Annotated in this window: 16 protein-coding genes and 1 tRNA gene; 12 read left to right on the top strand and 5 right to left on the bottom strand. The window is 65.5% G+C overall.

All coding sequences use genetic code 11. From position 1 onward, the window contains the following. Positions 1-131: 131 nt before the first annotated feature. Positions 132-953, bottom strand: a complete 822-nt coding sequence (locus Q9R31_RS14490) for a LysR family substrate-binding domain-containing protein (RefSeq protein WP_311263419.1) — start codon at positions 951-953, stop codon at positions 132-134. Here Q9R31_RS14490 and Q9R31_RS14495 point away from each other — a divergent pair. After that, positions 916-1,320: a DUF5997 family protein gene (locus Q9R31_RS14495; protein WP_311263420.1), complete on the top strand. Its 405-nt coding sequence runs from the start codon at positions 916-918 to the stop codon at positions 1,318-1,320. The genes Q9R31_RS14490 and Q9R31_RS14495 overlap by 38 nt on opposite strands. A gap of 3 nt (positions 1,321-1,323) precedes the next feature. On the opposite strand, the gene Q9R31_RS14500 is transcribed toward Q9R31_RS14495, so the two are convergent. Further along, a complete protein-coding gene (locus Q9R31_RS14500) occupies positions 1,324-1,704 on the bottom strand; it encodes a VOC family protein (protein WP_311263421.1) in 381 nt (126 codons plus the stop codon). A 146-nt stretch (positions 1,705-1,850) separates the two neighbouring features. Here Q9R31_RS14500 and Q9R31_RS14505 point away from each other — a divergent pair, with 146 nt between their 5' ends. Continuing rightward, positions 1,851-2,477, top strand: a complete 627-nt coding sequence (locus tag Q9R31_RS14505) for a hypothetical protein (RefSeq protein WP_311263422.1) — start codon at positions 1,851-1,853, stop codon at positions 2,475-2,477. Between the two features lie 60 nt (positions 2,478-2,537). Beyond that, entirely contained in the window at positions 2,538-3,146 is a 609-nt protein-coding gene (locus tag Q9R31_RS14510; RefSeq protein ID WP_311263423.1) for a DUF6919 domain-containing protein, read from the top strand. A gap of 46 nt (positions 3,147-3,192) precedes the next feature. Here the strand turns inward: Q9R31_RS14510 and Q9R31_RS14515 are convergent, their stop codons facing one another. Further along, entirely contained in the window at positions 3,193-3,675 is a 483-nt protein-coding gene (locus Q9R31_RS14515) for a pyridoxamine 5'-phosphate oxidase family protein (RefSeq protein WP_311263424.1), read from the bottom strand. A 106-nt stretch (positions 3,676-3,781) separates the two neighbouring features. Continuing rightward, positions 3,782-5,221, bottom strand: coding sequence for an NAD(P)/FAD-dependent oxidoreductase (locus Q9R31_RS14520; RefSeq protein WP_311263425.1), 1,440 nt, complete (start codon positions 5,219-5,221; stop codon positions 3,782-3,784). Between the two features lie 81 nt (positions 5,222-5,302). Between Q9R31_RS14520 and Q9R31_RS14525 the strand changes: the two genes are divergently transcribed. The 7 genes from Q9R31_RS14525 (at position 5,303) to Q9R31_RS14555 (ending at position 14,393) form a co-directional block, all read left to right on the top strand. Next, positions 5,303-5,995 carry a TetR/AcrR family transcriptional regulator gene (locus Q9R31_RS14525; RefSeq protein WP_311263426.1) on the top strand — a complete coding sequence of 231 codons (693 nt, stop codon included), beginning with the start codon at positions 5,303-5,305 and terminating at the stop codon, positions 5,993-5,995. 101 nt (positions 5,996-6,096) lie between these two features. Continuing rightward, positions 6,097-7,992 carry a GAF domain-containing protein gene (locus tag Q9R31_RS14530; protein WP_311263427.1) on the top strand — a complete coding sequence of 632 codons (1,896 nt, stop codon included), beginning with the start codon at positions 6,097-6,099 and terminating at the stop codon, positions 7,990-7,992. Positions 7,993-8,161: 169 nt separating this feature from the next. Then, positions 8,162-9,412, top strand: a complete 1,251-nt coding sequence (locus Q9R31_RS14535; RefSeq protein WP_311263428.1) for an iron-containing alcohol dehydrogenase — start codon at positions 8,162-8,164, stop codon at positions 9,410-9,412. 19 nt (positions 9,413-9,431) lie between these two features. Continuing rightward, positions 9,432-10,907 (top strand): NAD-dependent succinate-semialdehyde dehydrogenase, encoded by a 1,476-nt coding sequence (locus Q9R31_RS14540; RefSeq protein ID WP_311263429.1) that lies wholly within the window; start codon positions 9,432-9,434, stop codon positions 10,905-10,907. A gap of 39 nt (positions 10,908-10,946) precedes the next feature. After that, the gene (locus tag Q9R31_RS14545; protein WP_311263430.1) at positions 10,947-12,320 is read left to right on the top strand and encodes an MFS transporter; all 1,374 of its coding nucleotides are present in this window, start codon (positions 10,947-10,949) and stop codon (positions 12,318-12,320) included. Positions 12,321-12,542: 222 nt separating this feature from the next. Then, entirely contained in the window at positions 12,543-13,670 is a 1,128-nt protein-coding gene (locus Q9R31_RS14550) for an L-talarate/galactarate dehydratase (RefSeq protein ID WP_311263431.1), read from the top strand. Between the two features lie 24 nt (positions 13,671-13,694). Beyond that, a complete protein-coding gene (locus Q9R31_RS14555; protein ID WP_311263432.1) occupies positions 13,695-14,393 on the top strand; it encodes an FCD domain-containing protein in 699 nt (232 codons plus the stop codon). A 149-nt stretch (positions 14,394-14,542) separates the two neighbouring features. Here the strand turns inward: Q9R31_RS14555 and Q9R31_RS14560 are convergent. Next, a tRNA-Leu gene (locus Q9R31_RS14560) sits at positions 14,543-14,625 on the bottom strand. Positions 14,626-15,021: 396 nt separating this feature from the next. Between Q9R31_RS14560 and Q9R31_RS14565 the strand changes: the two genes are divergently transcribed. Both Q9R31_RS14565 and Q9R31_RS14570 read left to right on the top strand, forming a co-directional pair. After that, the gene (locus Q9R31_RS14565) at positions 15,022-15,759 is read left to right on the top strand and encodes a DUF3662 and FHA domain-containing protein (RefSeq protein WP_311263433.1); all 738 of its coding nucleotides are present in this window, start codon (positions 15,022-15,024) and stop codon (positions 15,757-15,759) included. Further along, entirely contained in the window at positions 15,756-16,235 is a 480-nt protein-coding gene (locus Q9R31_RS14570) for an FHA domain-containing protein (RefSeq protein ID WP_311263434.1), read from the top strand. The genes Q9R31_RS14565 and Q9R31_RS14570 overlap by 4 nt, the downstream gene beginning before the upstream one ends. Positions 16,236-16,237: the final 2 nt, after the last annotated feature.

The following is a 16,237-nucleotide window of genomic DNA, read 5'->3' on the forward strand; positions in this document are numbered from 1 at the left end:
CGACGCCAAAACCAACGTCCAAAACACCTAGACCGCCCGGGTAACCACGGACTAGAGCAAAGCCGGCTCCGCATCCTGCGGGCCGGCTTTGCTGCTGCCAGGCCTAAAGTGGGCGCCCGTAAAGCCCCCGGCTAGCGTTTACCCTTCTTGCGTGAGCCACGGCCACGGCCCTTGTCGGGGTTGGGCGCGTAGCGCTGGGCCACCTTGGGCGCCTTCTTGGCACCGGTGCCCCGTCGGTCCGGTTTGGGTTCCTTCTTCACCTTCTCAGGCTGCGCCGACGGCTGGCGTGAACTTTGGGCGGTGCGGCCACGCACGATGCCGATGAATTCCTCCAGCACCTCATCCGTTGCCTCGGTCGGCCAGGCCAGCGCGATCTCGGTTCCCTCCGCGCCGCTGAGCCTTCGCGCCACGGTGTCCTTGACGTTGAAGTGGCGGGCCACCGACATCGGCAGGATCACCAGGCCTGCGCCGGCGGCAACCACCTGCAGCGCGGCTTCCGGTCCGCCCAGGGCGGCAACGTCGAGGAACGATTCCTGCGCCAGGTCGGCAAGGGCCACGTCCTCGAACACCGAAATCTCGTGGCCCTTGGGTGCCACCACTACCGGCTGTTCCTCGTAGAGCGGGATGGCGTTGAGCCCTTCCCGCTCGATGGGAAGGCGGACGAAGGCCATGTCGGCCCTGCTCTCCCGCAGCGCCCCAAGCTGCGCGCCGTCGTCGACCATAAATGCTTCAAGGGGAATGTGCGGCATCCGCTCTTCCCACCGGCGGATCCATTTGCCCGGCGTCACCCCGGCTACGTATGCGATACGAAGCATCCGCGGCGCTGCCTCATCAGGGGCGGCGTGGGCGTCAGGCGTGGGGGTATTGTCGGCGGGCACGTCTTCACAGTACCCGCCGCCCGGATACCCTTGAAGCATGACCTCTGCAAACTCCCAGTCCATGAAGCCGGCCACCGTTGCCAAGAAACTTGGCATCTACCTCCCGGCCACGCCGCAGGAGTTCCAGGATTCAACCATCAGCCGCGAGGAGTTCGCCGAACTCCAGGCCAACCCGCCGGAATGGCTCGCGGAGCTCCGCCGCAACGGCCCGCACCCCCGCCCCGTGGTGGCGCAGAAGCTGAACGTGTCCATCAGCGGCCTGGCCCGCGGCGGCGTGGAGGAAGCGCTCACGACGGCGGAAATCACCGCGCTGCTGCAGGCTCCGCCGCAGTGGCTGGTCACCGAACGCGCCACGCACGCGGCCGTCCGGGCCGAGGCACAGCGGGTCAAGGAAGAGGCCGCGAAGAAGCAGGCCAAGAAGGACCGGGCCCAGGTTCAATAGCCGTTAGTCCTGGTGGATCTGGACATAATTGCCGCAGCCGTCGTCGAACACGGCGCTGGTCCCGAACGGATCCGTGGTGGGCGGAGTCTTGAAGCTGACCCCTGCGGCCATCAGCCGGTCGTACTCCGCCTGCACATCGGGAACCCCGAAGACGATCGCGGGAAGCCCCGCCTCGCGCACGGCGTTCATGTAGTTCGCGCCGATCGGGTTATCGCTGGGCTCCAGGAGCAGGCCTACTGAATTGTCGTCCGCTCCCGGGTCCTTAATGATGTAGAGGTTGTACTCGGGCATCGCCATGAGCGTGTCAAAGCCGAGCGTTCCCGTGTAGAAGGCATGGGCCGCGGCGGGATCCTGGACGTGGATGCTGCACATTTTGAGTCGCATGCCTTCACGCTACCGTCCATCCGCGCGGCCGTTGCACTGCCTGTTTCCCCTTTCTGCCCGCCATTGACGCTGTGCCCGGAAAACGCTCCAATGGAAGGACCAGCCCGGGCTTACCGGCCGGGGCCGCTGGGCGCTGGAGGTGCAGGATGTCAGTCGTGGCCGAGTCCGTAATGCAGGGACTGGTTCAAGGTGCGTGGGCGGTCCTGCTGTGCGGCCCCGTGCTGGTGGTCAGCGTGGCCGTCACGGTTTTTGTTGTCCGACGCCGGGCCCTGGCTGCCGCAGGCAGTGCACCGTTGGGACCGGACCAGCTGTTTTGGGATCTCTTCCTGGGTTCCTGCGTGGCCGTTCCTGCGCTGTTGATCCCGGCTCTGGTTTCGCCTTGGGCGGGACTGGTGCTGGCGGGGGCGGCTGCCGCGTCAGGGATCGCCGCCTACCGTGGCAGCCCCAGGTTCCTGGCCTGGCGTGCCGGCCGCCGCGAAGAGCGGCAGCAGTTTTCCGCCCACCAGGCCGCCACGCTCCAGCACGACGAACTTCTGCGCCGATGGCAGCGCTACGAACTGGACCCGGCGTGCAGCATCGACTACCCCGCACTGGCCGACGTCCGGCTGCCGGAAACGTCCGCGCTCATTAAGGCGATGCGGACCGCGGAACAGCTGCGGACTGCCACCCACAAGGGTTACCCCGACGCTGTCGGAACCCTGGCAGCATCACTGGCGGCAGCGGAACGGGCGGCGGGAATTCCGGCCGGGATACCGGTTGAGCAGGCCGGCTGAGGTTAACTGCTGTGTCGCGGGCGCTGGATCGGCGTGGAGGCCCGGCGATAGCATCCGAAGATGAAGCCTGAGGAAGTGCCTGTTCACGATCAGTACGGCCGGCTGCTGGAGGACCGCGGGGTCTGGCGCCAGGCCACCACCCTGGAGGCCGCCGGTGAACTGACGGCCCGGTGGCTGGAAGGCGGGAGTTCGTACCAGCCGGGGCACTTTGCCGCCGGCTTCGACGACGAGACGAATCCCATCGCCGCGGCCCTGGCGGAGCTGAACCGGAATGGACTGTTCACGAAGGAATCCCAGCCGGGAATACGTGCCGGCGGTGCCGCACAGCGGCAGTACGTCACGGGTTTCTGCAGCGCGGCCACCGCAGGCAGCCTGCTGGCGCTGTCCACCCGCACGGAACTGGTCACCGTGGCCCACGCGCCAGGCGAGGCAAGCAGCGCCGCCATTCCCGTGACGTTGGCCGGACCGGAGATCACTACGGTGCTCGGCTCCAGCGAGAATCCGGTGGAGGAGGATCAGATCCGGGACTGGGCGGATGAGACCAATGATGCCCTGGCCCTGCTGCTCGCGGATTCCTGGTACGTGGAAATCCTGGATCCGGTGTGGGGGCGCAATGACGTGCTGCTGCCGGCAGTACTCGCGGTACTCAAGGGGGCAGGGCAGCCTTAGCCGCCCCGCCCCGCCCCGTTCGATATCCGGCGCTACAACCCGGGCATTACAACTCCACGGTGCCGCTTTCGCCAACACTCATCCGGCTGTTGGTGACCTTTGCCTTCACCCACTGCAACACCGTAGCTGCCGTGCCGCCGGGGCTGGTCCAGTACTCGGCAGAGTCTGAATCGACGTGCAGCAGGCACACCTCCGGAGTGTCCGGGCCGTCAGGGAACCAGGCCTCAACCGCCTGGTTCCACATTTCACGGATCTTTTCCCGATCAGTCACCACTTCGGCGGTGCCGGCCACCGAGACCCACTCGGTGTTTTTCCCGAAGGACACGTTCACGCGCGGGTCGGCCCGGACATGGGCCACCTGCGAGGTGCCCAGGCCGGTGAAGAACCACATATCGCCGTCGTCCTTGACATCCTGGACGGCCAGCGGACGGCTGACGAGCGCGCCTTCTTCATTGATGGTGGTCAACATTCCGATGTGGGAATGGTTGATGATGTCAGTAACCTTGCTGATGCTCCCGGTGTCAGTCATGTCTCACCTCGTTCGTCTGCTTGCGGGGACGCTCCCCATCGCCCAGCCTATTGGTAAGCATGCTTAGAATCTACCCGGCGGACTCCCCTGCTTTAGACCGGGACGGTTAGGCGGGAACCGCCACCTTCGCTGCTTCGAGGATGCTGGCCGCCGTGCGCTGGCCCATCCGGATGGCGCCGTCCACGTGCTGGTAGCCTTCGGCTGCGAGGTCCGAGGAGGACCAGTAGATGGGGCCCACGGGTGCGTGCTGGTCTTTGCCGTAGCGGTGGAGGCCGCCGAGGTCGTAGCTGGAAGCGTAAGCGCCGCGGGTCCATTCCTCGGAGCCCCAGTCGGACTCGTAGTAGACCTCGGGTTCCAGTGCCTCGGCGCCGAGGAAGCCTGCGATGGACTCCAGGACCGCGCGCTTGCGTTCGTCGGCACTTAACTCGAAGACGGCGTCGGCCTTTTCATCGGAGATAAAGCCCACCAGCGTGCCGCGGGTATCGCCGAAGTTGGTGTTGTCGTAGACCTCCTGGACCAGGGATCCGGCGCCGAAGCAGGTGCCGGACAAGCCGGAATTCCGCCAGAACGGCCGGCTGTAGACGGCGTGGACCTTGATGACCAGGCCCAGGGACTGGTGCTGGTGCATCTGGTGCTGGCGGCGTGGCAGCGGAGGGTTGAACGAGACGCGGGAGTAGAGGTTGGGCGGTACGGCCATGATCACGAAGCGGGCGTTGACGGTGGCCCGGTCCGAGACAACGGTGACGCGGTGGCCGCCGCCCGAATCAGGCTCCCAGTTGACGGTACGCACCGGGGAGCTAAGGATCACGTCGTCACCCAGCTCCTGCGCCTGCAGCAGCGAGACCTGCTGCATGCCGCCCACTACGCGGCGGTCCAGGATAAAGTCCTCGTCCGTGAGGTGCGTGAAGGATCCTGCGGACGCTGCCATCAGCACCGCCTGGAGTGCGGAGAAGGCGTGGGCGGGCTTGGTGAGCATGCCGCCGGCGATGAAGAGGCCGATGTTGTTGCAGGCTTCCTCGTTGGCCGAGTTCAGGCGCAGCCAGTGGTGGAAGGAGATGGTGTCCAGCTCACGGGCCTTGGGGTGCGCCCAGGGTTCGGTGGGGCCGATCTCGGCGGCGAGCCGGTCCAGCAGGGCGATGAGCTTGTTCATCTCGGCTTCGGTGTCGGGATCCACCGGGAAGGTGTCGCCGGTGTAGCGGACCGGGATGCCGTCCTTGCCGATGTACATCGACTCACCGTCGCGGTACCGCGGGTAGGTTTCCAGGTTCAGTTCCTTGAGCAGGCCCAGGAGGGCGGTCTGGTCCGGGGAGACCCACTGGCCGCCGATTTCGAGCATGGCACCGTCCACGGTGTCGGTCCAGGTGCGGCCGCCTACGCGGTCGCGGGCCTCCAGTATGGCGACCGTGAGGCCGGCTTTCTTCAGTTCACGGGCGGCGGTGAGTCCGGACGGCCCGGCTCCAACGACCACGACGTCGCGGTTCAGGTTCAGCATGATGTCCTCTCTGCGTCCCCTGGTGACGGGGACCACTAAATGAATGCCATTCATTTATGAGAACTATAGCGGGTGCCTGCCGTGAGCGGAAGTAGCGGATGGAATAATGCAGGGGACATCGACGAAAGGGCAGCAATGCCGGCAGTATCAGCCGCACAGGGACGTTCCACCGGCAACGGCGGAGCACAGAGGAGGCGGGCAGGCCGGCCTTCTGCGGCGGTGCTGGACAAGGCCGGAATTACCGCAGCCGCGCTGGAACTGATCAGCCGCAAGGGTTACGACGGGCTGACCATGGCCGCCCTGGCCAAGGTGCTGGACGTTGCGCCTTCCGCCCTTTACAACCACGTGGCCTCAAAGCAGGACGTGCTGCTCCTGGTCGAGGACCACCTGATGTCCCTGGTGGACCTCTCGGGTTTCGGCAGCGGGACCTGGGAGGACGCCGTCCGGGCCTGGGCCTGGAGCTACCGGAATGTCTTCGCCGAGCACACTCCGCTGATCCCCGTGATCGCCGTCCTGCCCGTGACGGACGCGCCGCAGACCCTTGCCATGTACGAAACAGTGAGCAAGGGATTCCTCGACGCCGGATTCCCCCAGGAACGCATCATCCCCGCCATCGTGGCCCTGGAGTCCTTTATCTTCGGGTCCGCGTACGACGTCACCGCTCCGGAAGACATCTTCGATTCCGGCTCCATGGCCGGTTCCACGCCGAACTTCTCCGCAGCGGTGCGCAGTTCGGCAGCCGGACAGGAGCGTGGCCGGCCTGCCGATACCGCCTTCAGCCTGGGGCTTGATGCGCTGATCTCAGGGCTCGGGGCGCTGCGGAGTTAAACAGGACGCGGAGTAGAGTCTGCTCCATGGGCGCCAATGACAATTCCGCCGCGCACACCGGGGCGGGGCCGTCAGACGCTACGAAGGCTGCCGGCCACATAATGGCAATGCTTGATCGTGGTGTTTCTCCGGCTGAACTGGAGACGAAACTGTCCGTTTGGCTGGACGGGGGCGTCATCGACCAGACCAGCGCGGCGGCCGCGCGACGGTTGAATGCCCGGTTATGGGAGGCCAGCCGCCGAGAGGGACTGCTTCGGGTCCTCTACGATACGGCCACCGATTTGACGGGCATCCGCGATGTCGAGGCAGTTCTCAAGGCCATCGTCCGACGCACGCGGTCTTTAATCGGCAGCGACGTCGCTTACCTGAGCCTGAACGACTATGAAACCGGTGAGTCGTACGTCCGGGTAACCGACGGCGCAACCACCGCTTCCTTCCGCAATATCCGCATGCCCTTGGGCGAAGGCGTGCTCGGCGCCGTCGCAACCGGGGAAGCGCCGGCCCAGAGCGCAGACTACCTGTTGGACGAAACCAAATCCCATCTGGAGTCCAGCGACGCTGCTGTGGCAGCCGAGGGAGTGCGGGCCATCATGGGTGTCCCCCTCCGTGCGGAAGGGAAAGTCATTGGCGCATTGCTCGTTGCAGACAGGCACGCGCACGACTTCAGCAGCGACGACGTGGCACTCATGGAATCGATTGGTACACATGCGGCTGTCGCGCTGGAAAACGCCCGTTACTTCACAGAGATGGCTGATGCCCTGACGCGGCTGGACCTTGCCCAACGGCAGAACCTATCCCATGTTCGGGCTCTTGAAGAGCTGGCAACCCTGGACCGTCGACTCATGGAGACCTTAGCCTCAGCCGGCAGCCTTCCACGCCTGCTCGATCTGCTGGCCGAGTCACTGAACGCCCCTGTTTTCCTGGTCTCACCCATGGGTGAACCACTGGCAGGCACGGCAGCGGACCCGGACTTCGGAAGCTTTGCTGCCCTGAGTGCGGCCGAAGAATCTGCCGCCAAGAGTTCGGCCATTCAATTCGAAGTCAGGAACAAAAAGTACACGGCGATGTCCGCCGTAGCGGGCGAGCAGCATCTCGCCTCCCTCATCGTCACCGAGGAACTCAGCCCGGCCCAGCTTGCGGTTTTGGAACGCAGCGCGCTGGTACTCAGCGTGTCGCTGCTGTTTGAACGCACATACCAGGACGCCCAATACCGGCTCCAGCTTGAGCTCATTGATGACCTGCTTCATCCCCGCTCTGAACACGCCGCGGCGCTGAGCCGCAGGGCAGCGCAGTTCGGCCTGGCAAACCATGTTCAGCTCGTGGTGCGTGTGGTGGGGGTCAGTGACGACCAGCGCCAACGCGCGCTCTCCGTCCTCAGGCGGCAACGCGAGGCGGTCCCGGGGATTATTGCCCTGCACGAATCACACCTGTGCCTTATCGAACCCGTTGAACGGCACGATAACGGCGCCGACGATGCCGGAAGCGCAGGCCGCACCGGCAACTCGACCGTTGACGAGCTGAAACGGCACCGCATCACGGCTACCGTCGGGTCATCGGAACCAGTGACGGGTTTCTCCCGGCTCTCAACGGCCCACACCGAAGCCCACGCCGTCCTCCGAGCACTGCAGGCCCTCTCGCGGGACGGCGAAGCAGCAGACAGGGCTGCCCTTGGTACTGCGGGAATGCTGCTCGGAGCGATGGACAGCCCTTTCGCCGGACAACTGCTGACGGCGCAGCTGGGGCCGCTGCTGGCGTACGACAAGCGGCGGGGAACGCAGCTGGTCCTCACCGCCTGGATGTTCCAGGAAAACGGCGGTGCCATGCAGGAAACGGCTGACTCCCTTCACATCCACGCCAACACCCTGCGGCAACGGCTGGACCGGATCGATGCCGTGATCGGAGCCTCCTGGCGCCGGGGAGCCAGGAGCCTGGACGTTCAAGTGGCGCTGCGCCTGTGGCGTATGAAAACAGCCGGCGTCGGCTCCGCGGGTTCCTGAGCAAACCGACCGGCTGGGTGCACCAACTCCCGGAAGGTGGCGCTGACCCACATCCAAACCGATTCTCTGTGGCAGAAAACCACATGGTCGGTGTCACTCCACTCTGGAATGCTGAGATCTGCGGCACCTTTCGAGTAGCCGCCCATCCCATCCCTAGGAGTTATTCACAATGTCGTGTGCGCATGCAGCGGGTATCCGTCCCGCAACTTTCGGCGTCCTCCGCCTGCCGCGGAGCGTCGTCGTCGGCGCCCAGCAGCGCTTCGCCGTCGCCAATATCGCAGCCGAATTCGGCACCAACGTCCTCGTCTGCACCGATCCTCGGCTGGCCGCCTCGGAAGACCTTGCGGCCCTGGTCAGCAGCCTCGAGGACAAGAACCTGACCGTACGGGTTTACGGCGACACCCAGGCAGAGCTGCCGGTGCCCGGGATCGTGGCCTGCGTCGAGGAACTCAAGGGCCACGAGATCGATGTCATCATCGGTTTCGGCGGTGGCAGCTGCATGGACATGGCGAAGGTCGTCTCCGTTCTGCTCACGCACGGCGGCCAGCCGAGCGACTACTACGGCGAATTCGCCGTTCCCGGCCCCGCCAAACCGGTCATTGCCCTGCCCACCACGGCGGGAACAGGCTCCGAAGCAACAGCAATCGCCGTCGTCTCCGATCCTGACCTCGGCATGAAGATGGGCATCTCGAGCCCCCACATCATCCCGTTCGCTGCGGTGTGCGATCCCGAGCTCACCTACTCCTGCCCGCCGTCCCTGACCGCCGCAACCGGCGCCGACACGTTCGTGCACCTGGTCGAGTCCTTCACTGCCATCACCCGGGAACCGACCTCCAGCCTGGCCTCGGAACGGGTCTTCGTGGGCAAGAACATCCTGACGGACTCGATTGCCTTGAACGGCATCGGGCTGGTGGGCCGCAGCCTGGTTACCGCCTACAAGGATCCGGAAAACACCGAGGCCCGCGGCGGGATGATGCTTGCGGCGCTTTACGGTGGGATGGTGCTCAGCAACGCCGGCACGGCAGCGGCACACGCCATCCAGTACCCGGTCGGTGCCCTCACCCACACCCCGCACGGCGTGGGCGTCGGTCTTCTCCTTCCGTACGTCGTCCGCTACAACTTCCCGGCAATCCAGCCGCAGCTGGCGCAGATCGCTGAAGCCCTGGGGCGCGATATCCGCGGGCTCGACGAGCGGGCCGCCGCCGTGGCAGGCGTCGAGGCCATCGACGAGGTCATCGCCGCGATCGAACTGCCCCCCACCTTGGCAGATCTTGGCGTGCAGGAAAGCGACCTTGCCCAGATCGCCAAGCTGTCGCTGAACTCCAAGCGGCTCATCGACAACAACCCCGTGCCGCTGGATCTGGACGCCGTAACCTCCATCGTCAATGCCGCCTTCGCCGGCGACCGCACCATCCGCTGATCAGTACTAAGGACCACCGATGACTCTCCTTTCAACCTCTGAACCCCTCGACGTCGACGGCCTGGCGGTACCCCGCCAGCTGCTGATCGCCGGAAGCTGGCAGGACGCCAGCGGCGGTGACACCGTCGACGTGATCAACCCGTCCGACGCTTCCGTCATCACCGGCATCGCCGACGCCGACGTCGAGGACGGCCTTGCCGCCGTCGACGCCGCCGCAGCCGCTTTCCCCGAGTGGGCCGCAACACCTCCGCGCCGCCGCGCCGAAATCCTGCGCCGTTGCTTCGAGCTGATGACCGAACGCAGCGAGCAGATTGCACACCTGATTTCGCTTGAAAACGGAAAGGCGCTGGGCGATGCCCGCGGAGAGGTGGCATACGCCGCCGAGTTCTTCCGCTGGTACGCCGAAGAAGCCGTCCGCATCATCGGCGAGGTGTCCGTCTCGCCGTCGGGCTCCAACCGGATCCTCGTCCAGCACATGCCGATCGGCGTCTGCGTGCTGATCACCCCCTGGAACTTCCCGGCGGCCATGGCGACCCGGAAGCTGGCGCCTGCGCTGGCTGCAGGTTGCACCGCCGTGCTGAAACCCGCCACCCTTACGCCGCTGACCACCCTGGCGATCGCCCAGCTGATGATCGACGCCGGTGTCCCGGCAGGCGTGGTGAACATCATCACCACGAGCAAGACCAGCGACGTCATGACGCCAATCCTCGCCGACCCCCGGGTCCGCAAGCTGTCCTTCACGGGTTCCACCAGCGTCGGACGCCACCTGCTCCGCCAGGCCGCCGACAACGTCCTCAAGTGCTCCATGGAACTCGGCGGCAACGCCCCGTTCCTGGTGTTCGATGACGCAAACCTGGACTTGGCGCTTGAGGGCGCGATGGTCGCCAAGATGCGTAATGGCGGACAGGCCTGCACCGCGGCGAACCGGATCTACGTCCAGCGCGGTATCCACGACGAGTTCGCCCGCCGGCTGGCCGAACGGATGGGCGCCATGCGCGTGGGCCCGGGCACCGACGCCGGCACCGAAGTTGGACCTTTGGTGGATGAGGCCAGCGTCCGCAAAGTCGACTCGCTGGTCCGCGACGCGGTCAGCCAGGGCGCACGGCTCCTCGCCGGCGGCAAGGCCGTCGACGGCGCCGGGTACTACTACCCGCCCACCGTCGTGACCAACGTGCCGCTTCAGGCACGAATGGTGAGCGAGGAAATCTTCGGACCGGTGGCCTCGGTCATCCCCTTCGACACCGAAGAGGAAGTCATCGCAGCCGCAAACGACTCCGAGTACGGCCTCGCCGCGTACGTGTTCACCGAGGACCTCCGCCGTGGACTTCGGGTCTCCGAACGCGTCGAAAGCGGCATGGTGGCCCTCAACCGCGGACTCGTTTCCGACCCCGCAGCACCGTTCGGCGGCGTCAAGCAAAGCGGCCTCGGCCGCGAAGGCGCCCACCAGGGCCTGCTGGACTTCACCGAAACCAAGTACATCGCCCTCGACTGGTAGCCCCCGCTCCCTTTTGTTTTCATCCGAAAGAAAAGATTAATGACGATCTCCAACACCAAAGCCAAGGCGAAGACGCCGTGGCGCGTTCCCCTCGCCAGCTTCATCGGCACCACCATCGAGTGGTATGACTACTACATCTTCGGCCTGCTCGCCGCGACCGGCGTCTTCAGCCGCCTGTACTTCCCGGAACAGGATCCGGCCACCGGCCTGCTGATGGCCTTTGTGACCTACGCGGTGGGCTTCGTTGCCCGTCCGTTCGGCGGCATGTTCGCCGGCCACTTCGGTGACAAGATCGGCCGGAAGCCGATGCTGGTGCTCTCCCTGCTCATCATGGGTTTCGCCACCCTGGCCATGGGAATGCTGCCCACCTACGCACAAATCGGTGTCTGGGCTCCCATCCTGCTGACCGTCCTGCGCCTGCTGCAGGGCTTCGGCGCCGGAGCCGAGTGGGCCGGCGCGGCTGTCATTTCCATCGAACACGCCCCTGCCGGACGCAGCGGATTCTTCGGCAGCTTCACCCAGATGGGCGTCCCGGCCGGCATGCTGCTGGCCAACTCCAGCGTCCTTGCCGTCAAGGCAACCGTCCCGGCAGCCGAGTTTGACGCCTGGGCCTGGCGCCTCCCGTTCCTGCTCAGCGTCATCCTGATCGTGACCGGCATGGTGGTCCGCAACAAGCTCGAAGACTCCCATGACTTCAAGGAACTCCTGGCGGCCAACGAGACCGCGAAGAAGCCGCTGGGCGAGGCCATGAAGAAGGAAACCAAGGGCATCTGGCTGGTCGTCGGGATGCGCCTAGCCGAGAACTCCGCGTTCTACCTGTACACCACCTTCTCCGTGGTCTACATCATGAAGACCTTCGGTGCTGAACGCGCCAACCAGGGCACGATGTCCGTTCTGATTGCCTCCGCCATCGGCGTCTTCGCCGTCCCGCTGTGGGCAATCCTCTCCGACAAGATCGGCCGCAAGCCGCTGTACCTGTTCGGTTCCATTGGCGGACTCCTGTTCTTCCCGCTGTACTTCGTCATGACGGATACCGGCAGCGCACTGCTGGCAACGCTGGCCATCATCATCGGGCTCGCAGTCTTCCACAACTCAATGTACGGGCCCCAGGCTGCCTTCTTCGCTGAGCTGTTCTCCACCAAGCTGCGCTACAGCGGCGCCTCGATGGGCTACCAGTTCGGCTCGGTACTTGCAGGCGGCATCGCGCCACTGGTGGCCGTTGCACTCCTGAACGCCGGAAACGGTGAGCCTGGCTGGGTCATCCTGTACTTCAGCATCATTGGCGTCATCACCGTTGCGGCAACGCTTCTCGCCCCGGAAACCCTCAGCAAGCTGGACCGGCGCATCAGCGCAGCCCAGGAACTGGACGCGAAAAACTCGGATCGCCGGCAGGACCGGGCTGTCGCCAACTGATTCACCCTTCACGGAGGCCGCTCCGCCCGGCCGAAAGGGACAACAGAGCCCGCCCCCTCCTCTCGGGAAGGGGGCGGGCTCCGTGGTGTGCAGTTGATTAGGCGATGAGCCGGGGCTTACTTGTCATTCCCCGACTACTCCAGGGCACTTGTAATACAAGTAGCGTACTTATATCCTAAGAGCGTGGGCGAAGGAGCCCAGCCCCCGCTTCCAGGAGAATTCATGAGCCCCGTCGATCTGATCCGGCACGTCAAGCTGTCCACCGCCCGCCTCCCCCTCGCCGTTCCCATCAGCGACGCCAAGGTCTTCACCGGCCGGCAGAAGCCCATGACCGAGGTAGTCTTCCTGTTCGCGGAGATCACCACCGAACTGGGCCACTCCGGCATCGGCTTCAGCTACTCCAAGCGCGCAGGCGGCCCGGCACAGTACGCCCACGCCAAGGAGGTCGCCGAAGGACTCATCGGCGAGGACCCCAATGACATCGCGAAGATTTACACCAAGCTGCTTTGGGCGGGCGCCTCAGTGGGGCGCTCCGGTGTCGCCACCCAGGCCCTGGCCGCCGTCGACATCGCTTTGTACGATCTCAAGGCCAAACGTGCCGGGCTTCCGCTGGCGAAATTCCTCGGCTCCTACCGCGACTCGGTGCGGACGTACAACACCTCCGGCGGCTTCCTTAACGCGACCCTCGACGAGGTCAAGGCACGCGCCACCCAGTCGATCGAGGAAGGCATTGGCGGCATCAAGATCAAGGTGGGCCTGCCGGACAGCAAAGAGGACCTGCGCCGCGTGGCCGGCATCCGCGAACACATCGGCTGGGACGTCCCGCTCATGGTGGACGCCAACCAGCAGTGGGACCGCGCCACCGCCCTGCGCATGGGACGCCGCCTCGAGGAATTCGACCTGGTCTGGATCGAGGAGCCTTTGGACGCCTATGACTTCGAAGGCCATGCCCACCTGGCGCAGGTTCTGGACACGCCCATTGCCACCGGTGAGATGCTTGCCTCCGTGGCCGAGCACAAGGGCCTCATCAACGCCAATGGCTGCGACATCATCCAGCCGGACGCACCCCGCGTCGGCGGCATCACCCAGTTCCTCCGCCTCGCCGCACTCGCCGACGAACGCGGGCTGGGCCTGGCACCGCACTTCGCCATGGAAATCCACCTCCACCTCGCCGCGGCCTATCCCCGCGAACCCTGGGTGGAGCACTTCGACTGGCTGGACCCGCTGTTCAACGAGCGCCTCGAAACCAAGGACGGCCGCATGATCGTCCCGGACCGCCCCGGCCTCGGCGTCACCCTCAGCGATCAGGCACGCGCCTGGACCACCGAGTCAGTGGAGTTCGGCGCCTAACCCCGAAGCCGTAACCTTGAAGCCATGAGCCGGAACCTCACCGCGGACCTCGCCGCCGACCTTCGCACCCGCATCGTCGACGGCGTCATCCAGCCAGGCGAGAAGCTCCCCAGCGAAAACACCCTCATCAGCGACTTCGGCGTCAGCCGGACCGTGGTCCGCGCCGCGCTGACCCGGCTCCAGGCCGAGGGACTTGTGGAAACCGAACGGGGACGCGGCAGCTTCGCCCTCACCCCGCCGTCCGACGGGCCCTCGGCAGCACCCGGGGCCCGTCCGGTGGCCTCCATGGAGGACCGGCTCCACCTGCTCGAGTTCCGCATGGGCGTGGAGACCGAGGCGGCCGCCCTCGCCGCCCGCAACCACACTGAACGGCAGTTGCGCGCCGTCAGCGCGGCGCTGGACGCCTTCACCGAAAGCGCGGCCCATCCGGCCCATGCCATGAAGTCCGACTTCGAATTCCACCGGGCCGTGGCGGCGGCATCCGGCAACCCCTACTACTCCGACTGCCTCACCGCCCTGGGCCAGACCATGATTGCCATGCCGCGCACCCGGCTGATGACCGGCGTCGAACACTATGCCCGGGACCATTTCGACCAGGTGGTGCTGGAGCACCGTTCCATCCTGGACGCGATCGCGGACGGTGACCAGGCTGCGGCGGCGGCCGCCATGCGCAGCCACCTTGCCAACTCACGACGCCGGTTCAAGGCTTCAGCGCGCGCTTGAACTGCGGCGCTCCGGGGCCTAGCACCGAAACCTAAGCTTGTTCGCGAATCCGAACCTTCAAGGCCAGGATTCGCGAACAAGACCAGGATCCGCGGCGGAAGGTTAAACAGAAGAGCCCCGGTCCTAAGACCGGGGCTCATTCATTTGCGTGCGCGAGGGGGGATTTGAACCCCCACGCCCTTTCGGACACTGGCACCTGAAGCCAGCGCGTCTGCCGTTCCGCCACTCGCGCGCAACTTCTTCCACTCAGCCGGACCGGTTTCCCTCATCCGCGCCTCGTAAAAGCAGCGAGATCAAGCATAACGGACAGACGCCGCAAATTACCAATTGGCTCCCGCCGCCCCTTCCACAGGCCCACGGATGCAGCTCGAAATGAGCGGCAATACCAGCCGGAAACGGACGGCCGGAGCGGCCGCCGGCCCGCGCGGAGGGGGGCCGGTCGGCTCACGCATCTGAACTTTTGCCGGCGCCCGGCCGTTGTGGATTAAGGTCATTCGCAGGGGTGGCCAGTAGTATCGGATGTAGGAGTGGCCGCTGCCGGCGGACACGCCGCGCAGTGCCGGACCGCCCTGCAGGTGCTGGTCAGCAACAACTACTGCCCCGGAACCGGGGGGAAAGGAGAAGAACCATGGGACTGCTGGACAAGGTTGAACGTGGCATTGAAAAGGCCGTCCGCGGTGTCTTCTCCACCGGTTCCAAGGCGCAGGTCGAACCCGTGGAGATCGCCAGCAGGCTCCGCCGCGAAGTGGACCACAAAGCGATGACCGTTGCAGCCGGACGGACCCTCGTGCCCAACGTCTTCGACGTCCAGCTCAGTGACGACGACTTCGGACGCGCACAGGAGTGGGGCACGCCGCTGGCCGAAGAACTCTGTGACGTGGTCATCAACCACGTCCGGAGCCAGGGCTACATCCTCCAAGGACCCGTGCGGATCTCCTTCCGCCGGGATACAGAACTTCGCGCCGGTGATTTCGAAATTGCTTCCGCCACCGAAAAGTCGCAGGGCTCCGGAAACCCGCCCAGGCCCAACGTTCCGGCAGCGCCCAGCCGGCCCCCCGTGAGGCTGCAGCCTGTATTGGACATCGAGGGCCAGCGTTATTCGCTGAACGCACCGTCCATCGTCCTGGGCCGCTCATCCGAGGCAGATATCCACATTGACGATACGGGCGTATCCCGGCGCCACCTGGAAATCCGCACGGCCAACGGCGTCACCAGCGCCGTGGACCTGGGATCGACCAACGGCAGCTACGTCAACGGCCAGAGGGTCTCCGGAAGCACCGAACTCACGGACGGCTCCACCATCACGATGGGACGGACAAAGATCATCTTCCGCCTGCTTCCTGCCAACCCGGGTGGCCACGCATGAGCGACCTGACCATCACCGCGCTGCGGTTCGGCTTCCTGCTGCTCCTTTGGGTGCTCATCTTCAGTATCGTCTCCGCCATGCGCAGGGACCTCATGTTGGGCCGGAAAGCCGCAGCCGGCGCCCCGACCGCCCGCCAGGTCCGCCGGAACCCGGAATTGGCGGAAACCCCGCAGCCCGTCAAGCAGCAGGCACGGCAACTGGTAGTGGTGGAAGGCCCGCTCAAGGGCAGGACCCTGCCCCTGGCAGCAAGCCCCATCCTGCTGGGACGCGCCCAAGAAGCCACCCTGGTCCTGGAAGACGACTACGCCTCCGGCCGCCACGCCCGGCTCTTCCCCCAGGGCAGCCGCTGGTTCATCGAAGATCTTGGCTCCACCAACGGAACCTACCTGGGAGACCAGCAACTTACCCGTGCCCTGCCCGTCGAGCCAGGGGTACCCGTGAGAATCGGCAAGACGGTCATTGAATTGAGGCCGTAACC

This window comes from Pseudarthrobacter sp. BRE9, assembly GCF_031844305.1.
In the GTDB taxonomy this organism is placed as follows: Bacteria; Actinomycetota; Actinomycetes; order Actinomycetales; family Micrococcaceae; genus Arthrobacter.

Coding starts and splice junctions, on each gene's coding strand:
- Q9R31_RS14495 (WP_311263420.1), top strand. CDS start 916: ATGACCTCTGCAAACTCCCAGTCCATGAAGCCGGCCACCGTTGCCAAG.
- Q9R31_RS14550 (WP_311263431.1), top strand. CDS start 12,543: ATGAGCCCCGTCGATCTGATCCGGCACGTCAAGCTGTCCACCGCCCGC.
- Q9R31_RS14540 (WP_311263429.1), top strand. CDS start 9,432: ATGACTCTCCTTTCAACCTCTGAACCCCTCGACGTCGACGGCCTGGCG.
- Q9R31_RS14520 (WP_311263425.1), bottom strand. CDS start 5,221: ATGAATGGCATTCATTTAGTGGTCCCCGTCACCAGGGGACGCAGAGAG.
- Q9R31_RS14530 (WP_311263427.1), top strand. CDS start 6,097: ATGGCAATGCTTGATCGTGGTGTTTCTCCGGCTGAACTGGAGACGAAA.
- Q9R31_RS14525 (WP_311263426.1), top strand. CDS start 5,303: ATGCCGGCAGTATCAGCCGCACAGGGACGTTCCACCGGCAACGGCGGA.
- Q9R31_RS14570 (WP_311263434.1), top strand. CDS start 15,756: ATGAGCGACCTGACCATCACCGCGCTGCGGTTCGGCTTCCTGCTGCTC.
- Q9R31_RS14515 (WP_311263424.1), bottom strand. CDS start 3,675: ATGACTGACACCGGGAGCATCAGCAAGGTTACTGACATCATCAACCAT.
- Q9R31_RS14510 (WP_311263423.1), top strand. CDS start 2,538: ATGAAGCCTGAGGAAGTGCCTGTTCACGATCAGTACGGCCGGCTGCTG.
- Q9R31_RS14500 (WP_311263421.1), bottom strand. CDS start 1,704: ATGCGACTCAAAATGTGCAGCATCCACGTCCAGGATCCCGCCGCGGCC.
- Q9R31_RS14535 (WP_311263428.1), top strand. CDS start 8,162: ATGTCGTGTGCGCATGCAGCGGGTATCCGTCCCGCAACTTTCGGCGTC.
- Q9R31_RS14545 (WP_311263430.1), top strand. CDS start 10,947: ATGACGATCTCCAACACCAAAGCCAAGGCGAAGACGCCGTGGCGCGTT.
- Q9R31_RS14555 (WP_311263432.1), top strand. CDS start 13,695: ATGAGCCGGAACCTCACCGCGGACCTCGCCGCCGACCTTCGCACCCGC.
- Q9R31_RS14565 (WP_311263433.1), top strand. CDS start 15,022: ATGGGACTGCTGGACAAGGTTGAACGTGGCATTGAAAAGGCCGTCCGC.
- Q9R31_RS14505 (WP_311263422.1), top strand. CDS start 1,851: ATGTCAGTCGTGGCCGAGTCCGTAATGCAGGGACTGGTTCAAGGTGCG.